This is a genomic window from Pseudomonas sp. BF-R-24, from assembly GCF_019947335.1.
GTDB lineage: Bacteria > Pseudomonadota > Gammaproteobacteria > Pseudomonadales > Pseudomonadaceae > Aquipseudomonas > Aquipseudomonas jessenii.
This window is the reverse complement of record NZ_JAGYGG010000004.1, coordinates 85,590-111,839: the sequence shown is the minus strand read 5'-3', so window position 1 is coordinate 111,839 and position 26,250 is coordinate 85,590. Positions and strand designations below refer to the sequence as shown.

Sequence of the window (26,250 nt, the reverse complement as noted above, 5' to 3'; positions counted from 1 at the left end):
AAGATGAGGGCACATCATTTTGTGCGTTCGCGGCGGCAGGTGTAGGCGTCGCGAATCATTGAAAACGGCTATTAATTCGATAGCCAGCTATTTTTCAAAGATGGTCTACCCTCTGTTTAGACGTCTGAAACAAGGGGGCTTCTCCATGCTCGCGCATCTTCCACCGGCCTTACAGAATCTGCAATTGCCGCTTCGCCTGAGACTCTGGGATGGCCATGAATTCAATCTGGGGCCGACGCCCAGTGTCACGATTGTGGTCAAGGACCCACAAATGGTCACCCAGTTTACCCATCCAAGCCTGGACGCCCTTGGTGCTGCATTTGTCGAAGGCAAACTTGAGCTTGAAGGCTCCATCAGCGATGTGATCCGCATCTGCGATGAATGGAGCCAGGCGTTGCTGGATGAAGGCGACGACAATCAGCCGGTTCGTAACGCCCACGACAAAGAGATGGACGCCAAGGCGATTTCCTACCACTACGACCTTTCCAACGCGTTCTATCAGCTGTGGCTCGACAGCGACATGGCATATTCCTGCGCCTATTTCGAGACCGGCAGCGAATCCCTGGAACAAGCCCAACAAGCCAAGTTCCGTCATTTGTGTCGCAAGCTGCGCCTGCAGCCCGGCGAGTATCTGCTGGATGTGGGTTGTGGTTGGGGCGGATTGGCGCGTTTTGCTGCGCGAGAATTTGGCGCGAAAGTGTTCGGTATCACCCTCAGCAAGGAGCAGTTGGCCCTGGCCCGGGAGCGCGTAAAAGCGGAGGGCCTGGAGGACCTGATCGAACTGCAACTGCTCGACTATCGCGATCTGCCGCAGGATGGCCGTTTCGACAAAGTGGTCAGCGTCGGCATGTTCGAACACGTCGGCCACGCCAATCTTGCCGAGTACTGCAAGACCCTGTTCGGTGCGGTGAAAGACGGTGGCCTGGTGATGAACCACGGGATCACCGCCAAATACACCGATGGCCGTCCGGTGGGACGCGGTGCCGGTGAGTTCATTGGAAAATATGTGTTCCCCAACGGCGAGCTGCCGCACCTGTCGATGATCTCTGCCGAGATCAGTGAGGCCGGGCTGGAAATCGTCGACGTCGAGAGCTTGCGTCTGCACTACGCACGTACGCTCGATCACTGGAGCGAACGCCTGGAGGACAACCTCGAAGCGGCCTCCAGACTCGTACCGGAACAAGCCCTGCGTATCTGGCGGCTGTACCTGGCCGGTTGCGCTTACGCCTTTGCCCGGGGCTGGATCAACCTGCACCAGATTCTCGCGGTGAAGGCCCACGCCGATGGCAGTCATGAACTGCCATGGACCCGTGACGATATCTACCTCTAGAGAACCGGCGAAATAAGCCGGGCGACCCGCATGCCGACCTGCTGCAGGCGGTGAGTCTCCCGGCCTTCTCCTTTGGCGATTTCGTGGGCGTTGGCGAAATCATCGTTGAGCATCTGTTCCACCTCTGCGGCAAAGGCGCTGTCGACGGTCAGCAACATCACTTCGAAATTCAGCCGGAACGAACGGTTGTCCAGGTTGGCGCTGCCGATGGCGCTGATTTCGTAGTCGATCAACACCACTTTCTGGTGCAGGAAACCGGGCTCGTAACGGAACACCCGAACACCGGCGCGCACGGCTTCGAAGGCGTAGAGGCTGGAGGCGGCGTAGACGATTCGATGGTCGGGTCGAGACGGCAACAGCAGCCGCACATCCACACCCCGCAGGACCGCCAGACGCAACGCGGCGAATACGGCTTCATCGGGGATGAAGTACGGGCTGGTGATCCAGATCCGTTCCGTCGCTGCATGGATCGCTTCGACAAAGAACAGAGAACAGGTTTCGTAGGCGTCTGCCGGCCCGCTGGCGAGCAACTGGCACAGCACGCCGTCTTCCGGATAAACCTCGGGCAGGATCAGTGGCGGCAGGGCATGAGCCACCCAGAACCAGTCTTCAGCGAAAGACTCCTGCATGCACGCCACCACTGGCCCGCGCACTTGCACGTGGGTATCGCGCCAAGGGGCCAGGGGCGGTTTCTCGCCCATGTATTCATCGCCGACGTTGTGCCCGCCAACGAAGCCGAGAATGCCGTCCACCACCACAATTTTGCGATGGTTACGGAAGTTCACCTGAAAGCGATTGAACCAGCCATTACGAGGGCCAAAAGCCTTGACCTCGACCCCGCCATCACGCAAGGCCTGCACGTAACCGTTGGGTAGGGAATGGCTGCCGATTCGGTCATACAACAGATAGATCGCTACGCCTTCGGCGGCTTTCTTCAACAGCAAAGTCTGCAGGCGTTGACCGAGACGGTCGTCGTGGACGATGAAAAACTGGATCAGCACGGCCTCTTTCGCCTGGCCGATGGCATCGAAAATGGCCTCGAACGTCGACTGGCCGTTGATCAGCAACCGCATCTGGTTATTGGCCAGGCAGGGCATGTGTCCGAGCTTGGGCATCGCTCTGAGTGAGGCGTAGGCAGACGAAGCGCGGGCGGTGAGGGCTTCTTCTACCCAGGGTCGCCAGTTGAGTTCGGAAACAGCCTTGCGCATCTCGTCGTTGGCCTGCCGCCGGGCCTTGATGTAGCCATCAAAGGTGCTGCGGCCGAACATCAGGTAAGGGATCAGCGTCAGGTAAGGGATGAAAAACAGCGACAGGGCCCAGGCGATCGAGCCTTGGGCGGTACGGACGGTCAACACGGCGTGTATGGCCGCAATCATGCCCAGCGAGTGCAACAGGGCGATGGTATAACCGAAAATATGTGGTCCGAAGTAATCCATGGGGGCTGCCTTGCTCCTGAAGATTCAGTGCTTAACAGACCATGTTCCGTGCAGAATGTCGCTAATTAATTCGACCATGAACCGAAGCCCGCGGCTGACGTCTAACGGCCACTACTGATCAGGAGTTACTCGATGAACGTTCGTCTGCTGGGTTTGGCCATGGCACTGGGTTTGGCACTTCCTGTGGCCGCTCACGCGCAAATGCTGCAACCAGGATTGTGGGAGCTGACCACGAGCAACATGAAGGTCGACGAGCAGAATATGCCGGACCTGCAATTGATCCTCGGCCAGATCCAGAACCAGATGACCCCCGAGCAACGTGCGCAGCTGGAAAAGCAGGGCATCACCGTGGGCGGCAAAGGGATCCGGGCGTGCCTGACCCCTGAACAGGTCAAGACCGACGACATTCCGCTGACCGATCCGCAGTCGGGCTGCAAACAGGAAATCACCGACCGCTCCGGCAATCAGTGGAAATTCCGTTTCAGCTGCCCGAAAGCCCAGGGAGCCGGCGTGGCGACGTTCCTCAGTGATCGCGAATTCACCACCAAGGTCAACGGGACGTTCAACGCCACCGGCATTCAGCAGAAGGGCAGCCTCGAATCCCGCGCCGTCTGGTTGGGGCAGGATTGTGGCACGGTGAAGCCAAGAGCTTAAAAAGCTTCGCGAGCAGGCTCGCTCCCACATTGGTTATGTGTCGCACACAAATCCCCTGTGGGAGCAAGCCTGCTCGCGAAAGCGTCCGTTCAGCCGCCCTGAATCCCCGGCCGACTTAACCACTCACACGCCGCCTCGACAGCCATCCGGCCAAAATCCTCCCCCGTGCGACTGCGCACACTGACGAACCCCCCAGCCTGTTCCATTTCGCCAACCACGACCAGGAACGGCACGGTCTGGCTGTGCTGGCGAATCTTGTAGCGGACCTTTTCGTTTCGCAGGTCGGCCTTTGCATGCACGCCTTTTTGGCGCAAGGACTCGGTCACCGCTTGTGCATAAGTCGCCTGGCGTTCATCCATGCTCACGACGACCACATGGGGTGGAACGCGCCAGTGTTGCAGCTCCTGATGGCTGGACCAGCAGGTGCCGTAGATCCGTTGTTGCAACGTGCCGCTGATGTGATCGAGGGCAAACGCCTGCAAGACTTTGGTGGTTGGGACGTGCGGTCCATGGCTCTGGTACTCGGCGTCCCCCAGACGGTACAGCGACACGGCTTCGCGCGCCGGCCGACGACGGATCGAGTGATTGGTTGCTGCCAATGACTGCATGCGCGCTTCGATTAGAGGCAGGTCTGCGGGGGTCAGCGGTTGCTCGACTGCAAACTCGTAATAGAAACCGTCACCCAGTTCCTTTCCCGCACGCAATTGCGCATGAGGGTGGAGTTGCTTGACCGCCATGGCCAGCATCAATGCACAGGAGCGACGCAGGATCTCCAGGCCGTCCGGCTCCCGGGGGGTGACAATGCTGACCCGGGCATCCGCCTCGATCAGGTATTCGCAGTCCACCAGTACACCATTGACCCTTCCCGCGACGGCCGCGATGGCCAGTTCGGGGCCGATGCTGGCGGCCACCTCGTGCACGGACAGCGGCTGATCGTACTCACGCAATGAACCATCGGGCAGGGTGATCTGGATCATGGTCGGCGTACTCTGGTGCTTCTAACGAGCGTTATCGCATAAACCGTAGGGGTGCTTCATTAAGACGTTTGTCGTGCCAGGCAATTTGTCCTGACACGATGGCTGGTTCTGGCCGCCAGTGTGCTGATCGGTAAAATCTGTTCCGCGACCGGTTCCAGCAACGCGGGCATTGCGAATCAGCACGCTACTCATGCTCAGAACTCGTTTTGCAGGGCTTTGTAGCCGCGTACCAGGTCGACGTTGGTGCGCGCCACATCTTCGGAAAATTCCGAAGCACTGACGCTTACCGGCGGGTATTGCGAGAGGTCGGTGTTTGGGCCGATCCGCGTGGTGGAAGGTACGTAGAAAGCTTCAGGCAGGTCACGACCATCGACCACCGAGTTGTGCCGCACCACGCAACCGTCACCGACCACGCAGTTGAACAGCACGCTGTTGAAGCCGATGAACACTCGATTACCCACGGTGCAGGGGCCATGCACGATCGAGCGGTGGGCGATGGAACTGAACTCGCCAATGGTCACCGCCGCACCGGATTTGGAATGGATCACCACGCCGTCCTGGATGTTCGAGTTGGCGCCGATGGTGATCGGCTGCATGTCGCCCGAGTCATCGACCTCGTCAGCACGGATCACGGCATAAGGCCCGACGAACACGTTTTCGCCGATCACCACTTTGCCGCAGATGATCGCCGTCTTGTCGACGTAGGCCGATTCGGCAATCAGCGGTAAATCTCCAGAGGGGTTCTTGCGGATCATGGCTTGCCCAACGCGTTGTAAAGGGTGTTGAGGTTGTACTCGAACAACCCTGTGAAGGTGCTGGCCGGACCACTCGCCGCCAGGGCATCGGAGTACAGCGTGCCGCCGATCTGAGCGCCGCTTTCATCCGCGATCTGCTTGAGCAGGCGGGCGTCCTTGATGTTTTCCATGAACACCGCCTTGACCTTGGCCTGACGAATCTGGGTAATCAGTGCGGCCACTTCGGCGGCTGAAGGCTCGCGCTCGGTTGAGAGTCCTTGAGGCGCCATGAACTCGATGCCGTAGGCTTGGCCGAGATAACCGAAGGCATCATGGGACGTCACGACCTTGCGGTTGCCCGGTGGCAGTGAGCCGAGTTTGGCCTTGGCTTCGGCGAGCAGGGCGTAGACCTGTTTCAGGTACAGCTGGCTGTTGCGCTCATAGTCGGCGGTGTTCGCCGGGTCAGCGGCGATCAGCGCTTTGGTGATGTTGGTGATGTACAGCTCGGTGTTCGCCAGGTTATGCCAGGCGTGCGGGTCGGGAACGGTTTTACCGTCTTCATCCAGGCTACGGGGTATGACACCGTGGCTTGCGCTGATGACCGGCGCCCGAGTCTCCGTGCTCGTCACCAGGCGATCCAGCCAGGGCTCGAAACCCAGGCCGTTCTTGATGATGAGCCTGGCCTTGAGCAGCGCTTTGGCGTCGTCCGGTGTCGGCTCGTAGGTGTGGGCATCCGCGTCCGGGCCGACCATGTTGGTGATCTGGATATGATCCTTGCCAACCTGCCGGGTCATGTCGGCAAGGATGCTGAAGCTGGTGACCACCTGAAGTTTTTCGGCGGCAGATAGTGACATCGACACCATCAAGCTGAACAGCACGAGTAAAGCGCGCATCGGTTAACACCTCATTGGGATGTGAGCAAAGGCGGGCGGCGCAGCAAGCCGTGCACCGGTCCGAACACCACGGACAACAGATACCCTGCGCCTGCGACCAGCACGATTGCCGGGCCACTGGGTAGCGAGTAATAGAATGAGATCAATAAACCGAGCCATACCGAGAGGCTGCCGAGCACGGCGGCGACGACGATCAGTATTGGCAGGCGGCGACTCCAGAAACGTGCCGCGGCGGCAGGCAACATCATCAGGCCGACTACCATCAACGCGCCGATCGCCTGGAAGCCGATGACCAGATTCAACACCACCAGCGTCAGGAATACGCCGTGGGCCAGTGGGCCGAGTCGGCTGACGGTTTGCAGAAAAAGCGGGTCGAGGGTGTCGAGCAGCAGTGGTTTGTAGATCAGTGCCATGGCCATCAGGCTCAGGCCTGAGACCCAAAGCATGCCGGTCAAGGTCGGGCCGTCGACTGCCAGCGCGGAACCAAACAGCAGGTGCAACAGGTCCAGGCGTTTGCCGGCGATGCCGAGAATCAGCACGCCACCGGCCAGGGAAATCGGGTAGATCGCCGCGAGGCTGGCGTCCTCTCGCAGGCCGGTGCGTCGCGTAATCCAGGCTGCGAGGCCTGCCATGCTCAGGCCCGCGCCGAGGCCACCGATGGTCAACGCCGGGAGGCTCAACCCGGCAAACCAGAAACCTAACGCCGCACCGGGGAGGATGCCGTGGGCGACGGCATCACCGATCAGGCTCATGCGTCTGAGGATCAGAAATACCCCCAGGGGCGCCGTGCTGCATGCCAGGACCAATCCACCGAGAAGCGCTCGGCGCATGAACACGAATTCGTGGAACGGTTGCCAGAGATGCGCGGCAGCGATCATCAGGCCACCAGCGATTGAGGTTGTTGGCGGATCAGTTCGGCGCTCGGGCCGAATACACAACCGTTGCTTTTGATCAGCAATGTATGTGGGATGTGCTCGCGAACAGCGGCGAGGTCATGGCACACCACCACCAGTGTCCGGCCGTCGAGGTGCCAATCGTGTATGTGCTTCCAGAGCAATGCCTGACCGAGTTCATCGAGGGCTGCGTGGGGTTCGTCGAGCAACAGCACGGGTGCGTCTGTCAGGCTCAATCGGGCGAGCAGGGCGCGTTGCAATTCGCCGCCGGAAAGGGCCATCAAGGGTCGATCTTCCAGACCATTCAGGCACCAGTTTTCGAGGACGGTTGCCAGTCGTTGGCTACGGATTACCGGTGATTGTTTGTTGCCCCAGAAACCAGCGGCGACCAATGCCTGAAGGCTGATCGGAAATTGCCTGTCCAAGTGTTGTTGCTGGGGCAGGAACGACACACCGCCCTTGAGTGGAATATCCAGTCGAACCTTTCCGGCCAACGGTTTTTGCAAGCCGGCGATGACCTTCAGCAGGCTGCTTTTCCCGGAGCCGTTCGCACCGATGATGGCGGTCAGGCTGCCCTTCGACAGTTCGAAGTCCAGCGCTGGCGTCAGTGGCTGCCCCGGTGCGCCCCAGCGCAAGGCGTGGCAACCGATCATGCGACCTCCCAGTTGAAGCGGCTTTCGGCTACGGCGTCGTGGGCGTGCAGGCTTTCGGCGTGGATCACACGAATGTGGAAGGCGTTAATGCCCGTGGAGCGCTTCAGGGCCAGATTCAAGCGGCGTGCGGCGTCCTCGCAGAACATCAGGTTCTGACCATTGGCGAGGGCGAAGGCCTGTTCGTCGGCGCGTTTTACCGCTGTTTGAACGGCTGTGCCGAGTGCGGCTTCGGCGTCATTGATGACGGCGATCAGAGGCAACTCGTCTAAAAAATCAGCCAGCCGTACGCGCAACTTTGCGCTGCTGCGTTGGCTGTGAGGTGTGGCGACGATGCCATTCGTGGAGCCGAGCCACGCTAAAACGTCGGCGTGTTGCAGTGGCTTGTTGGCGAAATCATCGACGAACTGCTGCTGAATCAACTGTCGAGAAAGAGCAGCAGAACACGGGCAGGTTGAGGAATAAGGCACCTCGATTTTTAGTTCCACGTGGAACATTGCGTTTTTCAAACGTGCTTCGATGCTGACCGGATAGCTTTTCCAGCCAGCCAATGGACTGATTAGCGCGGGCCTTTTCAGCAACAAATCGGCGTGAAGGGTCAAGTGGGCGCTGCTGGACAGCCCTTCATGGCTCTCAAGAAAACGCTGCAAAACCCGCCGCAATAAAGCCGCTGAAAGACTTTCCTGTTCCAACAATTCAAGTGCCAGATAGAGCCGTGACATGTGAATGCCACGCGCGTTGCCATCGTCGAGGCTCACGCCGGCATCGGCCTTTGCATTCAGTCGTTGGCCCTCAAACAAAACGGGAAGAGCAATGCCGCACATGCCCACCCACTCCAGTGGCAGGGCTTGGCGTGAGGCCTGCGCGGCGATATCCGGCAGAGTCAGCGCATTCATGAGCAGGTCCATCGTGGGAGTTGATTTGCAATGTTATAGTATTGCAATCAAATCGACGATGCCTTTTTCATGAACAGGTCTTCATCATGCACAGACGTCATTTGCCTGGCAGCAAGAGCAGAAAAACAAGCCGGCCTAACAGCCAGCGATCCGGCTGCAGGTGAACCTGGCGCTGCTGCCGCCGGAGCTGGAAAACCGGTTGATCGTGGTCCAGCCGACGCGCCGGTTGTAGCCAACCCAGGTCTCGCCGTCGGAAGCGATACCGGTGAAAAACGTAAGCTGGCCGTAGCGGCTGTTGGTCTGTGCCCAATAGCGTTTTCCGGTCACTTCGAAACCCCGCAAATAGATCGTGCTTCCGGCGGTATTGACGCTGTAGGCGTTGCCATCCGCATCCACGCAGGCCAGCAGGTTGGCGCTGCGAGTGCACTTGGCCAGGCTCGGGACCTGTGCCATCGCGTCGGCAGCCACCAGCAGGGAGAGCATGATCAATGCGGGTTTAAGGGTGTTGCGCATGGGTTTTCTCACGAGGGCCGCGGCGTTCAGCATCCTGTCGTTCGCCCTGCGGAGCAAGAGGGGATGGTTTATTTGTGTTGTTACAGTATAACATTATGTAAGCCCGACACAGCGACCGGGCATCCCTGTGAGGAATATACAGATGTCCAATCGACTCCCCGTGACCGTTCTCTCCGGCTTTCTTGGTGCCGGAAAAAGTACACTTCTTAATTACATACTACGTAATCGCGATGGTTTACGGGTTGCAGTCATCGTCAACGATATGAGCGAAATCAACGTCGATGGCACCGAAGTCCAGCGCGATGTCAGCCTTAATCGCGCTGAAGAACGGTTAGTGGAAATGAGTAACGGGTGTATTTGCTGTACGTTACGTGAAGATTTGCTGGAGGAAGTGAGCCAACTCGCCAGGGAGGGTCGCTTCGACTATCTGCTGATCGAGTCCACCGGTATTTCCGAACCGCTGCCGGTGGCGGAAACCTTCACCTTCCGCGATGAAAACGGCCAGAGCCTCAACGACATCGCACGTCTGGACACCATGGTCACGGTGGTCGATGGCATGAACTTCCTGCTCGATTACCAGGCTGCCGAAAGCCTGGCTTCCCGAGGAGAAACACTAGGGGAGGAAGACGAACGTTCGATTACCGATCTGTTGATTGAGCAGGTCGAGTTCGCCGATGTGATTTTGCTCAGCAAGATCGACTTGATCAGCAGCCACCAGCGTGAGGAGTTGATCGCCATACTTGAACGGCTCAACGCCAGGGCGGAAATCATTGCGATGTCGATGGGTGAAATCCCCTTGAACAAGATTCTCAACACCGGTCGTTTTGACTTCGAAAAGGCTGCCCAGGCACCGGGATGGTTGCAGGAGCTGCGCGGCGAACATGTGCCGGAAACCGAAGAATACGGCATTGCGTCCAGCGCTTACCGGGCTCGTCGACCGTTCCATCCACAGCGTTTCTTCAACTTCATCGACGGGCCCTGGGACAACGGCAAGCTGCTGCGCTCCAAGGGCTTTTTCTGGCTGGCGAGCAAGCACATGGACGCCGGCAGCTGGTCCCAGGCCGGTGGTTTGATGCGCTATGGCTTTGCCGGACGCTGGTGGCGTTTCGTACCGAAAAACCAATGGCCGCAAGACGAAGAAAGTACCGCCGGGATCATGAAAAACTGGGCCGCTGACAGCGGGGACTGTCGTCAGGAACTGGTATTCATCGGCCAGAACATCGACTTCAAGCAGCTTGCGGCCGAACTGGACGCATGCCTGCTGACCGATGAGGAAATGGTGCTGGGCATAGAGGGCTGGCGTTTGCTGCCTGATCCATTCGGCCCCTGGTACGAAGAGGCAGCCTGATCCTGAACTGACGCTTCAAGGCTTGAGCCAGGTGCCCTGGCTCTGGGCTTCGCAGTACGGCTGCAAATACGCCGCGTCGGTGGCAACGCCGTAATAGTGAATATCCTGTCGGTAGGGCATATTGGCTACTTGGGCGTTGCTGCAGATACCAAATGCGCCGCCGGGACATTGATCGACATACTGCACATCGACTTTCTGCCCCACCAGGTTCGGTTGGCAGAAGCCATCGGCGAAGAGTTTTGGCGGGATGTTGCGGTTCTGCTGGCAAACCTGGACATCAAGCCGCTCGCCCTGGCTATGAACCACACAAGCCTGGGCCAGCGCTTCGCCTGAAACGAGTGCCAGGAGCAACGCCAAGCCAATCAACCGCATCCATCACCTCCTCAGAAATCATCAACCATGCTGCAGAATATCCCCACTCATGTCATCGCCGGCCCCTTGGGTGCCGGCAAGACCAGCCTGATCAAGCACCTGCTGGCCCAGCGCCCGGCTGGCGAGCGGTGGGCGGTGTTGATCAACGAGTTTGGCCAGATCGGTCTCGACGCTGCGCTACTGACCCAGGACGCCGATGGTATCGCACTGGGGGAAGTGGCCGGGGGCTGCTTGTGTTGCGTCAACGGTGCGCCGTTTCAGATTGGTCTTGGGCGCTTGTTGCGCAAGGCACAACCGGATCGGCTGTTCATCGAACCCTCGGGGCTGGGGCATCCGGCGCAGTTGCTCAGGCAATTGAGCGAAGCGCCGTGGCAAGGCGTGTTGGCTGTCCAGCCTTGTGTGCTGGTGTTGGATGCCCAGTCGCTCGCCGCGGGCAAACCGCTGCCGGATGTTCAACAGCAAGCGCTGGGCCATGCGGGATTATTACTGTTGAACAAGTCTGAAGGGCTCGAAGAAGAAAGCCGCCAGCGAATCACCGGGCAATTGCCGCCGCTCCCCCTGCACTGGACGCAGCAGGCGGCTTTACCCTTGAGCGAGTTGCCGGGGCTGAATGCCAAAGCACTGGCAGGTGTGGATAACTTCGTCTTGCCCAGGGGATTGGCGCAGCTGCCGGCGGGCTGGAGTGATCCCGCGTTGCCCATTTGCTTGAGTCAGGAACAGGACGGAGGCTGGAGCATCGGATGGCGTTGGCACCCAAGCCAGGTGTTTGATGCCGCTCTGGTTGGCCGGTGGCTTGACTGCCTTGGCTGGAAGCGGGCGAAGCTGGTTATCCACAGCGCCCACGGGTGGGTCTCGGCGAACGCTGTGGATAACTCGGTGCTGGACTGGCAGCCCAGTGAATGGCGGCAGGATTCGCGTATCGAGCTGATTTTCAGTGAAACGCAGAACGCAGAACGACTGCAGCGTGAGCTGGCAGCATGTCGATCCGGATCGGGTTAATGGCTCAAGGTCGCCACTTGGTGTGTTCCTGACGCCACTGGCTCAGCTCGATCACTTCAGCGCGAGGTTTCGCCACTTCGACCACCGGTTCGGTTTCGTCGAACGGGACCGGGTAGGGCGCCAGCTCAATCTGTGCGCTGTGAGCGCCGAACTGGGTGATGGTACCGTTGTGGCGGGTTTCGCCCGTCACGGTGAACTCGAAGTTGTACACACGGGCCAGGCGTCGCCGACCACTGGCATCCCTGATGAATGCGATTTTTTTCAAGGCCACGTTGCCGTCGAGCAATTCGATCCCGAGTTTGCCGCAATGCTGCTTGACCCGCTCCAGCGCGCGCTCGCGCAAGCCGTGGTTGTGCCATAGCCATGCGCCGGCAGTGGCGAACAGCATCAGCACGAATATATTTCCAAGGGTCAGCATCAACAGGGTGCTCCAACAAGATAGTGTCAGCTTAACTGTGTCGCTGGTCTGTCGTACAGGCTGCGTTTAGTCGCATACTGCGCGGCTAGAATTTCAATCGTTTTACGGAAATCCACCGCATGAAACGTACACCGCATTTGCTCGCTATCCAGTCCCACGTGGTATTCGGTCACGCCGGCAACAGTGCCGCGGTTTTCCCGATGCAACGGGTCGGGGTGAATGTCTGGCCGCTCAACACCGTGCAGTTCTCCAATCACACCCAGTACGGTCAGTGGGCCGGTGAAGTGTTGGCGCCGCACCAGATACCTGACCTGGTCGAAGGCATCGCGGCGATTGGCGAGCTGGGCAACTGCGATGCGGTGCTCTCCGGTTACCTCGGCAGTGCGGCCCAGGGCCGGGCGATCCTGACGGGGGTGGAGCGGATCAAGTCGATGAACCCCAAGGCGCTGTACCTGTGTGACCCGGTCATGGGGCATCCGGAGAAGGGCTGCAGTGTTCCGGCGGAGGTCAGTGATTTTCTGCTGGAGGAGGCCGCCGCCGTGGCGGACTTCATGTGCCCGAACCAGCTGGAGCTGGACAGCTTCTCCGGACGCAAGCCGCAATCGCTGTTCGATTGCCTGGCAATGGCGCGTGCATTGCTGGTGCGCGGTCCGAAAGCGGTGCTGGTCAAGCATCTGGACTACCCAGGCAAGTCTGCTGAGGTCTTCGAGATGCTGCTGGTGACGGCCGAAGGCAGCTGGCATTTGCAGCGCCCGTTGCTGGCGTTCCCGCGTCAGCCGGTGGGCGTGGGCGATCTGACGTCCGGCCTGTTCCTGGCGCGTGTGCTGCTGGGCGACAGCCTGGTGGCCGCGTTCGAGTTCACGGCATCGGCGGTGCATGAAGTGCTGCTGGAAACCCAGGCTTGTGCCAGCTACGAGTTGGAACTGGTTCGGGCTCAGGACCGGATTGCCCATCCGCGGGTGCGGTTCGAGGCGACCTCGATCAGCCTTTGATTCTGCGTTGCCCCCATTCGCGAGCAGGCTCGCTCCCACATTTGATCTTCGGTATTGCATAGATCCAGTGTGGGAGCGGGCTTGCTCGCGAATGGCTATCTAACGAACACCATCAGCCTGAAAGACCAGCTCAGGCGTCGCCCTTGATTTCCTGATAGCGCTTTTCCAGCTCCTGACGAATCTGCCGACGCTGCTGGGCCTGCATATAGCGGCGCTTGTCTTCGCTGTTCTGCGGTTGCAGCGGTGGTACCGATGCAGGTTTACGCTGCTCATCCACCGCGACCATGGTGAAGAAGCAACTGTTGGTATGGCGCACCGAGCGTTCGCGGATGTTCTCGGTCACCACTTTGATGCCCACCTCCATGGAGGTGTTGCCGGTGTAGTTGACCGAGGCCAGGAAGGTCACCAGTTCGCCGACATGGATCGGCTCACGGAAAATGACCTGATCCACCGACAAGGTCACCACATAGCGGCCGGCATAACGGCTGGCGCAGGCGTAGGCCACTTCGTCGAGGTATTTGAGCAGGGTGCCGCCGTGAACATTGCCAGAGAAATTGGCCATGTCGGGGGTCATCAATACCGTCATCGACAGCTGGGCGTTTCCGGGTTCCATAGCATTCTCACGGGTCAAGGCCAGGTTTGAGGGATGCACCTCTGCGGGTGCCTCGGCGGTTTTTTTCAAACCAACAGTTATCGGGACGCCAGGTGCGGAGTCGCCGTCACGCCGGATCGATCTGTTTCCATATATTGCACCGCCTTTCTGCCAGAAGTCGCGGTGTTACCCTGCAAAAGCCCCGCCTCAAGGGCATTTCCTACGTGCAATTCCGATTTTTGTTCTGCTCGATCAGACTTTTCCTGCGTCCGGGGATCGAGCAATACCACCCAGGGAGTCTCACGCCATGCATGCCATCAGTTTCATTCAGGATCTGGCAGTGATCATGTTGATCGCAGGCGTGGTCACCGTGGTCTTTCATCGCCTGAAGCAACCGGTGGTACTGGGATACATCGTCGCCGGTTTCATCATTGGCCCGCACACCCCGCCATTCGGCCTGATCCACGACGAAGAAACCATCAAGACCCTGGCCGAGCTCGGTGTGATATTCCTGATGTTCTGCCTGGGCCTGGAGTTCAGCCTGCGCAAGTTGTTCAAGGTCGGTGCCACGGCATTCATCGCGGCATTCCTGGAAATCGTGCTGATGATCTGGATCGGCTACGAGATCGGTCGCTGGTTCGACTGGAACACCATGGATTCACTGTTCCTCGGCGCGATCCTGGCGATTTCCTCGACCACCATCATCGTCAAGGCGCTCAATGATCTGAAGCTGAAGAACGAGCGGTTTGCCCAGTTGATATTCGGAGTGCTGATCGTCGAAGACATTCTGGGCATCGGCATCATCGCGCTGCTGTCCAGCATCGCGGTCAGCGGTACGGTCAGCTCCGGCGAAGTGTTTTCCACGGTCGGCAAGCTGTCGCTGTTCATGATCGTCGCCTTGGTCATTGGCATCCTGATGGTACCGCGGTTGCTGGCCTACGTCGCCAGATTCGAAAGCAACGAAATGCTGCTGATCACGGTGCTGGGCCTGTGTTTTGGCTTCTGCCTGCTGGTGGTCAAGCTTGAATACAGCATGGTCCTCGGTGCATTCCTGATCGGCGCGATCATGGCGGAATCCCGGCAACTGCTGAAAATCGAGCGTTTGATTGAACCGGTTCGCGATCTTTTCAGTGCGATTTTCTTTGTGGCCATCGGGCTGATGCTCGATCCGGCGATCCTGCTTCAGTACGCCTGGCCAATCGCGGTAATCACCGTAGCCGTGGTGCTCGGCAAGATGTTGTCCTGCGGCCTTGGTGCATTTATCGCCGGCAATGACGGACGTACCTCGCTGCGAGTCGGGATGGGTCTTTCACAGATTGGCGAATTCTCTTTCATCATCGCGGCACTGGGCATGACGTTGCAGGTCACCAGTAACTTTTTATACCCCGTGGCTGTGGCGGTTTCGGTGATCACGACCTTGCTGACGCCTTATCTGATCCGTGCGGCCGATCCATTGTCGATCAAGCTCGCCAGCGCGATGCCAGAACGCTTGGGGCGGGTGCTGGGGATGTATGGCGAATGGCTGCGCAGCATCCAGCCGCAGGGTGAGGGCGCGTTACTGGCATCCATGATTCGCAGGATCTTGCTGCAGGTGGGAGTCAATCTGGCGCTGGTGATCGCGATCTTCTTCTCGGGCGCGTACTTCGCCGAACGCATGTCGGCTTACCTGCAAGGCTGGATCAGCGATCCGAGCTGGCAAAAGGCGTTGATCTGGGGCGGGGCGCTGTTGTTATCGCTGCCTTTTTTGATTGCGGCGTACCGCAAGCTAAAGGCGCTGTCGATGTTGCTCGCAGAAATGGGCGTGAAGCCGGAGATGGCCGGGCGCCACACGCAGCGAGTGCGCCGGGTGATCGCCGAAGTGATCCCGATCCTGTCGCTGTTGGTGATCTTTTTTCTGCTGGCAGCCTTGTCGGCCAGTATTCTGCCGACCAACAAGTTGCTGGTACTGATCGCCGTGGTCGCGGCCGCCGTGGCGGCGCTGTTGTGGCGCTGGTTCATTCGTGTGCATACGCGGATGCAGGTGGCGTTGCTGGAAACCCTCGACAATCACAAGGAGTCGTCCGGGCATTGACCACCCCGCGGCGTTGACTGGATCAGCTTTCCAGCCAGACGTCCCGTGCCCAGTGCCAGACAGACTCCCAGGTCTCTTCGGCGATCAGTTCTTCTTCGGCCTGCCAAAGCACCACGGTGCCGTCTTCTTCGACACAATAGTAGTCATCACCGTCCTGGCAGATCGGGATCAGGCTGCGATCGACGCCGGCGTCCCAGGCGTTGGCGGCAACGTCGGGCAGGTAGGTGTGGGATTGCGGGTCGGTCACGGTGACCGGTTCCAGGCTGCCGTAGACCACATCGCTGACGGTCAGCAGAAACTCTCTGAAGACGAACGGAATGTCGATGAACAGTTGTTCTTCGATTTCGACCAGCAGGTCTTCGTCGGGCAACTCCAAGGGGACCGGTACCGGTTCGTTGGCTTCACGCAGTTGTTCGATGATTTCTTCCACGTCCGGGATCCTCTTGCTTGTATGGCGCGGTTTATATGGGGCGGTTTATACAGTAGCTTGCTATAGATGCAACCGCGAAATAGAAAACCCCGGCCTGGGCCGGGGTTTTGTTTACAACAAGTGAAACGCGGAGGGTGATCAGCCGTTCTGGCGGATACCGGCCACCAGCCAAGGCTGGTTTTCGCCCTGTGCACGTTCCATGTTCCAGCTTTCGCTGAAGACTTCGCCCTGGTCGAAACGCGAGGTTTTCGACAGGCCAGTGAAGGTCAGGGTGGCGATGGTCTTGTCGGCGCGATCGTCCACACCGTCCAGTTGTACATTGAGGTTATCGATGTAGGTGGACTGGAAGCCGTCGCCCAGGTCAGCACGCTCACGCTTGAGGAACTCCAGCATTTGCGGGGTCACGAACTCGGCGATCTTGTCCATTTCGTTGGCGTCCCAGTGCTGTTGCAGGGACTGGAAGTGATTGCGTGCCGCTTCGACGAAGTTTCCTTCGTTGAACCAGGCTGGCGCGTTGATCACCGGGCGAGCGGCAACAGGCGCTGCCGAACCACCGAAGATCGAACCGCCGGCAGGCTTTTGTTCGAACGCCTCACGTTGCATCGGCGCGTGGCCGGCCGGAGCGTACTGCTCCTGCTGCTTGCGACGACGGGCGGCGATAAAGCGGAAGACCAGGAACGCAATGACGGCCATGATCAGGATGTCGAAGATCTGCATGCCCTGGAAGCCGTCACCCATGAACATGGATGCGAGCAGGCCACCGGCAGCGATACCGGCCAGTGGGCCGAGCCAGCGCGAAGCGCCACCGGCCTTGGCAGCAGCGCCAGCGGCACCGGCAGCACCAGCGGTCGCCGCAGCGCCGCCCATGCCTGGAGAAGAAGGAGCCATCTGGCTGGTCTGGTGAGTCGGCGCAGCGCCTGCGCTTTTGCCACCACCGAAGCGCTTGGCGGCATTGACGTCGAGACTCATCGTCAGGCCGATGCACAACGCCATGGCGATGCTAAGAAAACGTTTCATAAAGGGAATTCCCATTTGTGGAAGGCACGCGCGCCATGTTGCACAGGTGAAGTGTTGCTGGCTAGCGGCAGAGTGTTTCGGGCTTTTGCCTGACAGGTCGTGTTCAGCTCCAGTCAGTGCAATAAGGCCTTTTGACTTTGATCTGTCAGATGAGTGGACAGGGCTTGTAGGACGCTTGCCTAGCGTCGCAGGGCAAGCATGACCACTCCGGCCGTGATCAGGCCTATTCCGCCCCATTGGCGCAAGTCGAGTTTTTCACCCAGCAGGACAACGCCAAGGACAGCCACCAGCACCACGCTGAGTTTGTCCACTGGAGCAACCAGTGACGCCGGACCGACCTTGAGTGCGCGGAAATAGCAGATCCACGATGCACCGGTGGCAAGGCCCGACAACAGCAGGAACAGGTAGCTCTTCGCAGAGATCGATCCCAAGGACTGATATTGGCCCGTGGCGTACAAAATCAAGGCCAGGCTGACCAATACCACTATCGTACGCAGCAGGGTGGCGAAGTCGGAGTTGACGTTTTCGATGCCGACTTTCGCGAAAATGGCGGTCATTGCCGCGAATGCCGCGGATAACAGGGCCCAGAATGTCCAGGAGGAAAAAAAGCCCGTGCCCATGACGGTTCCTTGATTGCTTACATGAACCTGGAGACTACACAGAACCTTGTGGGAGCGGGCTTGCTCGCGAAAGCGGAGTGTCAGGCAACATCGATAGAGACTGATCCACCGTATTCGCGAGCAAGCCCGCTCCCACATTGATCCTTCGACGATCTTTAGATTGCTTCCAGTTTGGCATACCCCAGCATCAACCACTTGCTGCCTTCGCTGAAGTTCACCTGCACCCGGGCCTGAGCGCCGGCGCCTTCGAAGTTGAGGATCACGCCGTCACCGAAGATCGAGTGGCGCACAGTCTGGCCCAGGCTGAAGCCGGTCTGCGGAATCTCGCTGCCGCTGAACAGGTTGCTGCCACTCATCGACTGGTTGCCACCGAACGGACGGCTGACGCTGTTGGACAGCCGCACCTCCTGAATCAGGCCTTTCGGAACTTCGCGTACGAAGCGCGACACCTTGTTGTAGGTCTCGCTGCCATAAAGGCGCCGGGTTTCGGCGAAGGTCATCACCAGATTCTGCATGGCCCGGGTGATGCCTACGTAGGCCAGACGACGCTCTTCCTCCAGGCGGCCGGGTTCTTCCAGGCTCATCTTGTGCGGGAACAGGCCTTCTTCCATGCCCACCAGGAACACGTAAGGGAACTCCAGGCCTTTGGCGCTGTGCAGGGTCATCAGCTGGATGCTGTCTTCGTGCTCGTCGGCCTGCGTGTCGCCGGCCTCCAGCGATGCGTGACCAAGGAATGCTGCCAATGGCGTCAGGTCTTCGTCTTCTTCGCTGTTTTCGAAGTTGCGCGCGGCGCTGACCAGTTCCTCAAGGTTTTCTACCCGGGCCTGGCCTTTCTCGCCTTTTTCCGCTTCGTGATAGGCGATCAGCCCCGACTGCTCGATGACGGTCTGGGTCATCAGGTGCAGCGGCATTTCTATGCACTTGGCAGCGAGGTTCTCGATCAGCTCGATAAACGCGCCGAGGGCACCGGCCGCACGACCGGTCAGGCCTTTGTTGGCCACCAGTTGGCGCATCGCTTCCCACATCGACACATCGCTGTGGCGCGCATGGTCGCGGATCGCTTCGACGGTTTTCTCGCCGATGCCGCGGGCCGGCACGTTGATGACCCGTTCCAGCGCAGCATCGTTACCGCGGCCTTCGAGCAAGCGCATGTAGGCCATGGCGTTCTTGATTTCGGCGCGTTCGAAGAAGCGCTGACCACCATAGATGCGGTAGGGAATGCGCTCGCGCAGCAAGGCTTCTTCCAGAACCCGCGATTGGGCGTTGGAGCGGTACAGAATCGCGATATCGCTGCGAGACAAGCCGGTTTTCAGCGCGCTTTCGATGGTTTCGACAACGTAGCGTGCTTCGTCGTGCTCGTTGAAGGCGGCGTACAGGTTGATCGCTTCGCCGTCGCCGCCGTCAGTCCACAGCTCTTTGCCCAGGCGCCCGGTGTTGTTGGCGATCAAGGCGTTGGCAGCCTTCAGGATGCCGGCGGTGGAGCGATAGTTCTGCTCCAGGCGAATGGTTTCGGCGTCCGGGAAGTCTTCGGAATACTGGTAGATGTTCTCGATTTTGGCGCCGCGCCAGCCGTAGATCGACTGGTCGTCGTCGCCCACCACCATCAGGCTGTCGCCACCCTTGGCCAACATGCGCAACCAGGCGTATTGCACGGCGTTGGTGTCCTGGAACTCGTCCACCAGAATGTGCCGGAAGCGCTTTTGATAGTGAGCGAGCAGGCCTGGGTGATCGCGCCACAGATCGAGTGCGCGCAGCAGCAATTCGGAGAAGTCGATGACACCGGCACGCAGGCAGGCGGCCTCGTAGGCCTCATAGATACCGCGCATGGTTGCCAGGAACAGGTCGCCACTGGCTTGAATGTGTTGCGGGCGCAGGCCTTCGTCTTTCTGGCCGTTGATGAACCATTGGGCCTGACGGGCCGGCCAGCGTTGCTCATCCAGGCCGAGCTCGCGGATCACCCGCTTGACCAACCGCTGCTGGTCATCGCTGTCGAGAATCTGGAAGGTCTGGCTTAAGCCCGCTTCCTGCCAGTGTGCCCGCAGAAGGCGGTGCGCCAGGCCGTGGAAGGTGCCAACCCACATGCCGGCCGGGTTGATACCCATCAACTGCTCGATGCGCTGGCGCATCTCGGCAGCGGCCTTGTTGGTGAAGGTCACCGACAGGATGGAGTGGGGCGAGGCGTTTTCGACCTGGATCAACCAGGCGATACGGTGCACCAGCACTCGGGTTTTACCGGAACCAGCACCGGCCAGGACCAACTGACGACCCACGGGGGCCGCTACGGCCTGGCGTTGGGCATCGTTGAGGGAGTTCAGCAGAAGGGAGAGATCATCGCGCATCGGGGCATTCTAGGGGGCAGCGACACACCGGGCAAACCCCGCTTCGCTTTAACCGATGAAAGTTATGCGAAGGACGACCGGTCAGTCATCGGCTGCAGGCATTGGCGGGGCGTGCCTTCAGCATTTTCAGCGGCATCGGCGTCCGAAAAATTTGGCGATTTATTGATCAGCAGCAGTTTGGTCCGGGCAATTGCTTGTGTATGCTCCGAGCAGTTTCGGGCACATGCTCATCATTATAAGAACAAGAACATCGCCTATGACCCTCAGCTTCGACCTGTCGGGCCCCACTGTGGAGCCCCGGGTGATCCGTAAACAGTACGCCATGGAAATGGCGGTCGAACGCACGCGCCTGTTGTATCAAGGCTCGCTGCTGCCCACGTTGTTCATGCTGATCAATGGCCTGGTCTGTGCCGGTTTGCTCTGGAGCCCGCAGCGCTATTTCCTGGTCAGTGTCTGGCTGGTGTGGTTGTTGTCATTGGTGGCATTGCGGGTGATTCAGGTCGCAGCCTTTGATTCGGCCATTCCCAACCGTCAGGCCCATCCCATCTGGCGGCGGATGTTTTTGCTGGGCTCCGGCCTCACCGGTCTGACCCTGGCCGGTGCCGGCATCGCCCTGGTTCCCGCCGATACTTTCATTCAGCAAGCCTGGGTCTTCGGCCTCATCGGTGCCGCAGCGCTCTCGGCCAGCGTGGCTTATGCGGTCAGCTTGCCGGCCTTCCTGTCATTCACCTTGCCCTGCCTGTTGCCGGCCATCGCCTATATGTTTTGGGGGGCTGACGAACAGCAGCAAGGTTGGGGCTGGTTCGGGCTGATCCTGCTCGGTGCGTTGAGCGTGGTTGCCTGGCAAGTCAATCGATTGATCGATCGGGGCTTGATGCGACGCTTTCAGAACCAGGCACTGATCGAGCATCTGCAGCAGGCGCAAAGCTGCAGTGATCAGCTCAATCAGAAGCTGGCCAAGGAGATAGAACAGCGCCGACGTGCCGAGGACGAATTGCGAGAGATCCAGGTCGACCTGGAAAACCGGGTGGCTCAGCGCAGCCTGGAACTGGACGCCGCCAATCAGGCACTGAGCAAGAGTGAGGCGCGCCTGGCGCTGGCATTGAAGGCCAGCGAGTTGGGGTTGTGGGACTGGAATCTGCAAACCGACGAAGTCCATCACACACAAATTCAGGAATTGTTCGGCCTGGAGCCGGAACAGGTCACGGCGATATTGCGTCACCTCAAGCCGCGTCTTCACCCCGAGGATCTTCCTGCGCTGAAAAGGGCGCTGGTCGAGCATTTGAAGGGCCGCACCGAGGACTATCAAATCGAGTATCGCGTGCGGCATGGCGACGGCCACTGGGTCTGGATCGAGGACCGCGGGCGAGCAGTCGAGCGTGCCGACAACGGCCGGGTGATTCGCATGGTCGGCACTCGCCGCGATATCAGCGCCAGCAAAAGTCTGGAAGAGCAGCGGCAATTGGCGGCGACCGTGTTCGAGGCGGCCAGCGAAGGGATCGTGATTTTCGATCCTAACTACGTCCTGATCGCGATCAATCAAGCCTTCAGTCGGGTGACCGGTTATGACATCGACGACATGATCGGACGCAATGTCGTCGAGTTGCCATGCAGTCGCGATGCGCGCAGGCATTACGCCGCGATACATCAGGCGCTGGAGCAGCAAGGCAGCTGGCAGGGCGAATTGGTGGAAACCCGCAAGAACGGCGAGATGTATCCGCAATGGCTGCAACTGAATGCCGTGCGCGATGCCCGGGGAAATGTGAGCCATATTGTGGGCTTCTTCGCTGATCTCTCGGCTCGTCGAGAGTCCGAACAGCGTATGCGCTATCTGACCCATTACGACGAACTTACCGGTCTGGCCAACCGCGCGATGTTTCGCGAACGACTCAACGAGGCTCATCAACGAGTGCGGCAGGGCGGTTATCGCAGCCTGGCGTTGCTGCACATCAATCTCGATCGGTTCAAGCAACTCAACGACAGCCTGGGGCATGAAGTCGCCGATCAGTTATTGCAGAAAATGGCCCGGCGACTGGTGAATGCATTGCCTGAAGCAGACACCATCGCGCGCCTTTCCGGTGATGAGTTTGCCGTGCTGTTCAATTCCTACGGCAACCTTTCGAGCCTGGCGAGGGTGGCGACTCGTCTGGCGAACAAGTTGCGTTTGCCGGTGACCATTGACGGGCATGAGCTGGTGCTCAGCGCGTCGATGGGCATCAGCTTGTTGCCGGACAGCGCGCGGGAAATATCGGCACTGGTCAGTCAGTCGAACATGGCAATGCAGCACGCCAAACACCTGGGAGGCGATAATTTCCAGTTTTACACCGACAGCTTGCAAGCCAGCACGTTGGAGCGTTTACAGCTGGAAAACCACTTGCGCAAAGCCATCGAAGACAAACAACTGAAGGTGTTTTACCAACCGAAACTGTGCCTGGCCACTGGCAGGTTGAATGCCGCCGAAGCCTTGGTGCGTTGGGATCATCCGACCATGGGCCGCGTGCCGCCGGGGGATTTCATTGGCCTGGCTGAAGAAACCGGATTGATCGGCCCGATCGGTGAGTTCGTGCTGCGTCAGGCCTGCTGGCAAGCCTGTGAGTGGCAACGGCAGGGACTCGAAGCAATTCGGGTGTCGGTCAATCTGTCGGTGCATCAATTGCGCCAAGGCAAGCTGGTCAGTCTGGTGCGGCAGGTGCTGGAAGAGACCGGGCTGGCGCCGCAACTGCTGGAGCTGGAACTCACCGAAAGCCAGTTGCTGGACAGCGTCGAACACATCATCGCAACCTTCCAGCAGTTGCGTGATCTCGGGGTGAAACTGGCCATTGACGATTTTGGCACTGGTTACTCATCCCTGAGCTATCTCAAGCGGATCCCGGTGGATTACGTGAAGATTGATCAGGCGTTTATTCGTGGCTTGGGTGAGGGCAGCGAAGACGCGGCGATTACCCGGGCAATCATTGCCATGGCCCACGGCCTGAAGCTTAAGGTCGTGGCGGAAGGAGTGGAGCGCGGAGAACAGCTTGAGTTCCTGAAAGCCGAGCGCTGCGATGAGGTACAGGGCTATTTGATCAGCCGCCCGGTTGAGGCTGAGACGTTGGCAGGTTTGCTGCACGCGCAAGCCGCAAGCTGACGAGGAGGCGTCCCGCCTGACGTGTCGGGCAGGACGCCTGAGATGCCGGAAGACTTATATGTTTTTACTGGGTAATCAATACTTCATCTATATGGTGCAGCAATTTGCCTTCGTAGAAAATGCTGACGCCGGTGACATTGGAATTGCCCGTTACTTTGTACTCAACAACTTTGTCTGTTTCGACCTGCAAGAAGACTCCATCGGACTCTTCCAGTTTTAGTTCCAGGCGCAGATCAAAGGATTTGTCTTGCAGTGCGGTCATTTCCAGTTTTGGTGTGAAACCCGGGTGGGCAACGGTTACGGTGCCGTAGGCGCGGAACGAAGCGGCGCCGGGCATGCGGTCAATTTGTGCGGCCCAGTCTTTTGTTTTAATACTCATAATATGTAGCTCCTTTAATTAATTTTTTGCTTCCTGCGGCATCAATATATTCAATTGAAATTGCTATCGGTTGAGGTTTCTTTGTTGGTTTTGTAAGGCTGTGTGTTCTGTTGTTAATCAGTCGCAGCGAATCGTATATGATTTTCATTTGATAACTTAAGATGCTTTTGTCCTTTAAATTCGTGCAGCCGACGGCGCACCTGGACGGACGCCATGAGTGCTACATGAAGCGCGGGCACCTGAAATCGAGGGATTCGGTAACGCATTGAGCAGGCAAAAAGCCGATTCATGTAGTATAACTACAAGCGTGCTACATCCCCGGCACTTGCCAATAACAAAGAGTCCAGCCCTTTGAATCTGCTGCAACACATCGCCCAGTCTCGCCACCTGTTACGCAAGTCGGAGCTCAAGGTCGCCGACCACGTGCTGCTTGATCCTGCGGCCGTGATGCACAGTTCGATGGCCGACCTGGCCCACAGCGTGGGCATCAGCGAACCGACCATCGTGCGTTTTTGCCGTGCCATCGGTTGTTCCGGCTTTCAGGACCTGAAGCTGAAGCTGGCCCAGAGCCTGGCGGCAGGTGCAAGTTTTGGCCAGTTTGCGATCCATGAGGATGATTCGGTCGCTGACTACAGCCTGAAAATCTTCGACACCACCCTGCATACGCTGATGGAGGTTCGCGAGAAACTCGATCCGCTGGAATTGCAGCGGGCGGTGACGCTGATGTCCCAGGCCCAGCGTGTCGAGTTCTATGGCTTTGGTGCCTCGGGTGCGGTCGCGGCGGACGCCCAGCACAAGTTCTTCCGCTTGCTGCTCACCGCTGCGGCGTATTCCGACCCGCACATGCAGGCGATGTCGGCCGTGACGCTCAAGCCAACCGACGTGGCGATCTGCATTTCCCAGTCCGGGCGTTCCAAGGACCTGCTGATCACTGCCAACCTGGTGCGTGAAAGCGGTGCCTCGTTGATCACCTTGTGCCCGAGCCAGACGCCGTTGGCCGAACTGTCTACGGTCAATCTGGCAATCGATGTGCATGAAGACACTGAAATCTATACGCCGCTGACTTCGCGTATCGCCCACCTGGTGGTGATCGACGTGCTGGCGATGGGCGTGGCCATGGCGCGTGGCCCGAGCCTGGTCAACCACCTCAAGAGCGTCAAGCGCAGCCTGCGCAGCTTGCGGTTGTCGCCCAAGTCGGTGAAAGCGCTGGACGATTGAGCCAGGCCTGAGATTGCATTAAGGTCGTTCCGACCTTATCGCGAGCAAGCTCGCTCCCACATTTGATCGTGCACGCCGCAGAACTTGTGGGAGCGAGCTTGCTCGCGATGGCGGCCTCGAATGCACCGCAATTTTCATCAGTTTGTAACCCCCAAGCCGCCAAACCGTCATCCCCCGCGCCTATCTTGAAACTCCCGTACTCGCCTTGGGAGACTCGAAATGGCCATGCCCTACGAAGAACGCAACAGCGCTGTCAAAACCCGTCGTCAGCAAGAAGATCAGCGCCGCATGGAATTCCGTCGCGCCATCGAAGATCGCTGCGAACGCCGCCAGCTTCTGGCCGAAATTGGCGATTTTCCGGAGTTGGAACTCAACTTCTGGCAGGCAACTCCCTCGACTTCCCGTCGAAACGCTCAACCAGCGCGCTGATTTGAATCCGTTCACTACGGATAAACGCCAGGAAGGCGTGAGCCACCGGTGACAGGCGTTTCGCCTTGGCCTGCACCAGGCACCAACTGCGAAACAGTGGCAGCTCTTCGACCGGTAGCTCGATCAGCCCACCGGTTGCCAGTTCAAGGTTCAGGGCGTGGCGCGTCAACAGCGCAACGCCCAGGCCTGCCAGTACACATTCTCGCTGGGCTTCGGCAGACGAGACTTCCTGAGTCTGGTTGAAGTGCACGCGTTTCTCTTTGAAGTATTCTTCGCACGCCAGCCGCGTCCCGGAGCCTGGCTCGCGCAGCAGCAGTGTGTAGGGTTCGAGATCCTGCAAGCGCAGCGGCCCCATATGACACAGCGGGTGATCCGGTGGCGCCACGGCGACGATCGGGTTGTTCAGGAACGGCAGGAATTCCAGGCCCATGTCCTGAGGCACCATGGACATGATCACCAGGTCATCGCGGTTGTCCGACAGGCGCCGAATGACCTGACCGCGATTGACCACCGTCAGTTGCAGGTTCACTTCCGGGTGCTGGCGTTTGAACGCGGCAAACAGATGCGGCACGAAGTATTTGGCGCTGGATTCCACCGCCAGTTTCAATTGCCCCTGCAACGAACCCTGCATGTCCGACAGTTGCATGTCGAGGTTTTCCAGGCGTCCGAAAATATCCCGGCTGGCCCGCTGTAACGCTTCAGCCGCTTCGGTCATGTAGAGTTTTTTGCCGACGTAATCGAACAAAGGCTGGCCAATCAGCTCCTCAAGTTGACGAATCTGCAGGCTGACGGCAGGTTGTGTGAGCGACATTTCCTCGGCCGCGCGACTGTACGACCGCAAATCACAGACCTCGTTGAAGATCTGCAATTGTCGTAAAGTCATACGCATCAATGACTTACGCATTTTTTGATCACTCTCGTCG

26 protein-coding genes are annotated in these 26,250 nt (G+C 58.9%); 9 read left to right on the top strand and 17 right to left on the bottom strand.

What is annotated here, in order from left to right:
• Positions 1-145 precede the first annotated feature (145 nt).
• Positions 146-1,330, top strand: a complete 1,185-nt coding sequence (gene cfaB, locus KGA98_RS04700) for a C17 cyclopropane fatty acid synthase CfaB (RefSeq protein ID WP_223501580.1) — start codon at positions 146-148, stop codon at positions 1,328-1,330.
• Here the strand turns inward: cfaB and cls are convergent.
• Positions 1,327-2,766, bottom strand: coding sequence for a cardiolipin synthase (gene cls / locus KGA98_RS04695; RefSeq protein ID WP_093999533.1), 1,440 nt, complete (start codon positions 2,764-2,766; stop codon positions 1,327-1,329). The two genes, cfaB and cls, sit on opposite strands and share 4 nt — an antisense overlap.
• Positions 2,767-2,898: 132 nt before the next feature.
• On the opposite strand from cls, the gene KGA98_RS04690 reads away from it, so the two are divergent.
• Positions 2,899-3,420: a DUF3617 domain-containing protein gene (locus KGA98_RS04690; protein ID WP_223501579.1), complete on the top strand. Its 522-nt coding sequence runs from the start codon at positions 2,899-2,901 to the stop codon at positions 3,418-3,420.
• A gap of 89 nt (positions 3,421-3,509) precedes the next feature.
• Here KGA98_RS04690 and KGA98_RS04685 read toward each other — a convergent pair whose 3' ends face one another.
• From KGA98_RS04685 to KGA98_RS04655, 7 genes are all read right to left on the bottom strand, one after another.
• On the bottom strand, positions 3,510-4,397 hold the full coding sequence (locus tag KGA98_RS04685) for a His/Gly/Thr/Pro-type tRNA ligase C-terminal domain-containing protein (protein WP_057712684.1): 888 nt from the start codon (positions 4,395-4,397) through the stop codon (positions 3,510-3,512).
• A gap of 194 nt (positions 4,398-4,591) precedes the next feature.
• Complete coding sequence (locus tag KGA98_RS04680; RefSeq protein ID WP_057712685.1) at positions 4,592-5,152, bottom strand: carbonate dehydratase; 561 nt, start codon at positions 5,150-5,152, stop codon at positions 4,592-4,594.
• Positions 5,149-6,024 carry a metal ABC transporter substrate-binding protein gene (locus KGA98_RS04675; protein ID WP_223501578.1) on the bottom strand — a complete coding sequence of 292 codons (876 nt, stop codon included), beginning with the start codon at positions 6,022-6,024 and terminating at the stop codon, positions 5,149-5,151. The genes KGA98_RS04680 and KGA98_RS04675 overlap by 4 nt, the downstream gene beginning before the upstream one ends.
• 11 nt (positions 6,025-6,035) lie before the next feature.
• The gene (locus KGA98_RS04670) at positions 6,036-6,902 is read right to left on the bottom strand and encodes a metal ABC transporter permease (protein WP_223501576.1); all 867 of its coding nucleotides are present in this window, start codon (positions 6,900-6,902) and stop codon (positions 6,036-6,038) included.
• Entirely contained in the window at positions 6,902-7,570 is a 669-nt protein-coding gene (locus KGA98_RS04665) for a metal ABC transporter ATP-binding protein (protein ID WP_223501574.1), read from the bottom strand. Before KGA98_RS04665 ends, KGA98_RS04670 begins: the two co-directional genes overlap by 1 nt.
• Positions 7,567-8,463, bottom strand: coding sequence for a GTP cyclohydrolase FolE2 (folE2, locus tag KGA98_RS04660; RefSeq protein WP_090457716.1), 897 nt, complete (start codon positions 8,461-8,463; stop codon positions 7,567-7,569). The genes KGA98_RS04665 and folE2 overlap by 4 nt, the downstream gene beginning before the upstream one ends.
• Positions 8,464-8,598: 135 nt before the next feature.
• Positions 8,599-8,976: a glutamine synthetase gene (locus KGA98_RS04655; protein WP_223501570.1), complete on the bottom strand. Its 378-nt coding sequence runs from the start codon at positions 8,974-8,976 to the stop codon at positions 8,599-8,601.
• A gap of 142 nt (positions 8,977-9,118) precedes the next feature.
• Here KGA98_RS04655 and zigA point away from each other — a divergent pair, with 142 nt between their 5' ends.
• Positions 9,119-10,324, top strand: a complete 1,206-nt coding sequence (gene zigA / locus KGA98_RS04650) for a zinc metallochaperone GTPase ZigA (RefSeq protein WP_223501568.1) — start codon at positions 9,119-9,121, stop codon at positions 10,322-10,324.
• 15 nt (positions 10,325-10,339) lie between these two features.
• Here zigA and KGA98_RS04645 read toward each other — a convergent pair whose 3' ends face one another.
• Positions 10,340-10,696: an NADH:ubiquinone oxidoreductase gene (locus KGA98_RS04645; protein ID WP_223501564.1), complete on the bottom strand. Its 357-nt coding sequence runs from the start codon at positions 10,694-10,696 to the stop codon at positions 10,340-10,342.
• A 27-nt stretch (positions 10,697-10,723) separates the two neighbouring features.
• Between KGA98_RS04645 and KGA98_RS04640 the strand changes: the two genes are divergently transcribed.
• Positions 10,724-11,695, top strand: coding sequence for a CobW family GTP-binding protein (locus KGA98_RS04640; RefSeq protein ID WP_223501562.1), 972 nt, complete (start codon positions 10,724-10,726; stop codon positions 11,693-11,695).
• Positions 11,696-11,699: 4 nt separating this feature from the next.
• Here KGA98_RS04640 and KGA98_RS04635 read toward each other — a convergent pair whose 3' ends face one another.
• Entirely contained in the window at positions 11,700-12,113 is a 414-nt protein-coding gene (locus tag KGA98_RS04635; RefSeq protein WP_223501560.1) for a DUF3301 domain-containing protein, read from the bottom strand.
• Positions 12,114-12,232: 119 nt separating this feature from the next.
• On the opposite strand from KGA98_RS04635, the gene pdxY reads away from it, so the two are divergent.
• On the top strand, positions 12,233-13,105 hold the full coding sequence (pdxY, locus tag KGA98_RS04630) for a pyridoxal kinase PdxY (protein WP_057712695.1): 873 nt from the start codon (positions 12,233-12,235) through the stop codon (positions 13,103-13,105).
• 130 nt (positions 13,106-13,235) lie between these two features.
• Here pdxY and KGA98_RS04625 read toward each other — a convergent pair whose 3' ends face one another.
• Positions 13,236-13,718, bottom strand: coding sequence for an acyl-CoA thioesterase (locus KGA98_RS04625; protein ID WP_057712696.1), 483 nt, complete (start codon positions 13,716-13,718; stop codon positions 13,236-13,238).
• Between the two features lie 286 nt (positions 13,719-14,004).
• On the opposite strand from KGA98_RS04625, the gene KGA98_RS04620 reads away from it, so the two are divergent.
• Positions 14,005-15,768, top strand: coding sequence for a cation:proton antiporter (locus tag KGA98_RS04620; protein ID WP_057712697.1), 1,764 nt, complete (start codon positions 14,005-14,007; stop codon positions 15,766-15,768).
• 22 nt (positions 15,769-15,790) lie between these two features.
• Here KGA98_RS04620 and KGA98_RS04615 read toward each other — a convergent pair whose 3' ends face one another.
• The 4 genes from KGA98_RS04615 to uvrD form a co-directional block, all read right to left on the bottom strand.
• Complete coding sequence (locus KGA98_RS04615) at positions 15,791-16,198, bottom strand: SMI1/KNR4 family protein (RefSeq protein ID WP_003187120.1); 408 nt, start codon at positions 16,196-16,198, stop codon at positions 15,791-15,793.
• 138 nt (positions 16,199-16,336) lie between these two features.
• Positions 16,337-17,215: a Tim44 domain-containing protein gene (locus KGA98_RS04610; RefSeq protein ID WP_057712698.1), complete on the bottom strand. Its 879-nt coding sequence runs from the start codon at positions 17,213-17,215 to the stop codon at positions 16,337-16,339.
• 179 nt (positions 17,216-17,394) lie between these two features.
• Entirely contained in the window at positions 17,395-17,835 is a 441-nt protein-coding gene (locus tag KGA98_RS04605; RefSeq protein ID WP_116579800.1) for an EamA family transporter, read from the bottom strand.
• A 155-nt stretch (positions 17,836-17,990) separates the two neighbouring features.
• Positions 17,991-20,174, bottom strand: coding sequence for a DNA helicase II (gene uvrD, locus KGA98_RS04600; RefSeq protein ID WP_223501558.1), 2,184 nt, complete (start codon positions 20,172-20,174; stop codon positions 17,991-17,993).
• Between the two features lie 256 nt (positions 20,175-20,430).
• Here uvrD and KGA98_RS04595 point away from each other — a divergent pair, with 256 nt between their 5' ends.
• Positions 20,431-23,301 (top strand): EAL domain-containing protein, encoded by a 2,871-nt coding sequence (locus KGA98_RS04595; protein WP_223501553.1) that lies wholly within the window; start codon positions 20,431-20,433, stop codon positions 23,299-23,301.
• Positions 23,302-23,365: 64 nt separating this feature from the next.
• Here KGA98_RS04595 and KGA98_RS04590 read toward each other — a convergent pair whose 3' ends face one another.
• Positions 23,366-23,680 (bottom strand): hypothetical protein, encoded by a 315-nt coding sequence (locus KGA98_RS04590; RefSeq protein WP_223501547.1) that lies wholly within the window; start codon positions 23,678-23,680, stop codon positions 23,366-23,368.
• Positions 23,681-24,031: 351 nt separating this feature from the next.
• Between KGA98_RS04590 and hexR the strand changes: the two genes are divergently transcribed.
• Together hexR and KGA98_RS04580 are read left to right on the top strand one after the other, a co-directional pair.
• Positions 24,032-24,898, top strand: coding sequence for a transcriptional regulator HexR (hexR, locus tag KGA98_RS04585; protein WP_007954250.1), 867 nt, complete (start codon positions 24,032-24,034; stop codon positions 24,896-24,898).
• A 219-nt stretch (positions 24,899-25,117) separates the two neighbouring features.
• A complete protein-coding gene (locus KGA98_RS04580; protein WP_008018316.1) occupies positions 25,118-25,327 on the top strand; it encodes a PA3496 family putative envelope integrity protein in 210 nt (69 codons plus the stop codon).
• Here the strand turns inward: KGA98_RS04580 and KGA98_RS04575 are convergent.
• On the bottom strand, positions 25,269-26,231 hold the full coding sequence (locus tag KGA98_RS04575) for a LysR family transcriptional regulator (RefSeq protein ID WP_008018315.1): 963 nt from the start codon (positions 26,229-26,231) through the stop codon (positions 25,269-25,271). The two genes, KGA98_RS04580 and KGA98_RS04575, sit on opposite strands and share 59 nt — an antisense overlap.
• Positions 26,232-26,250: the final 19 nt, after the last annotated feature.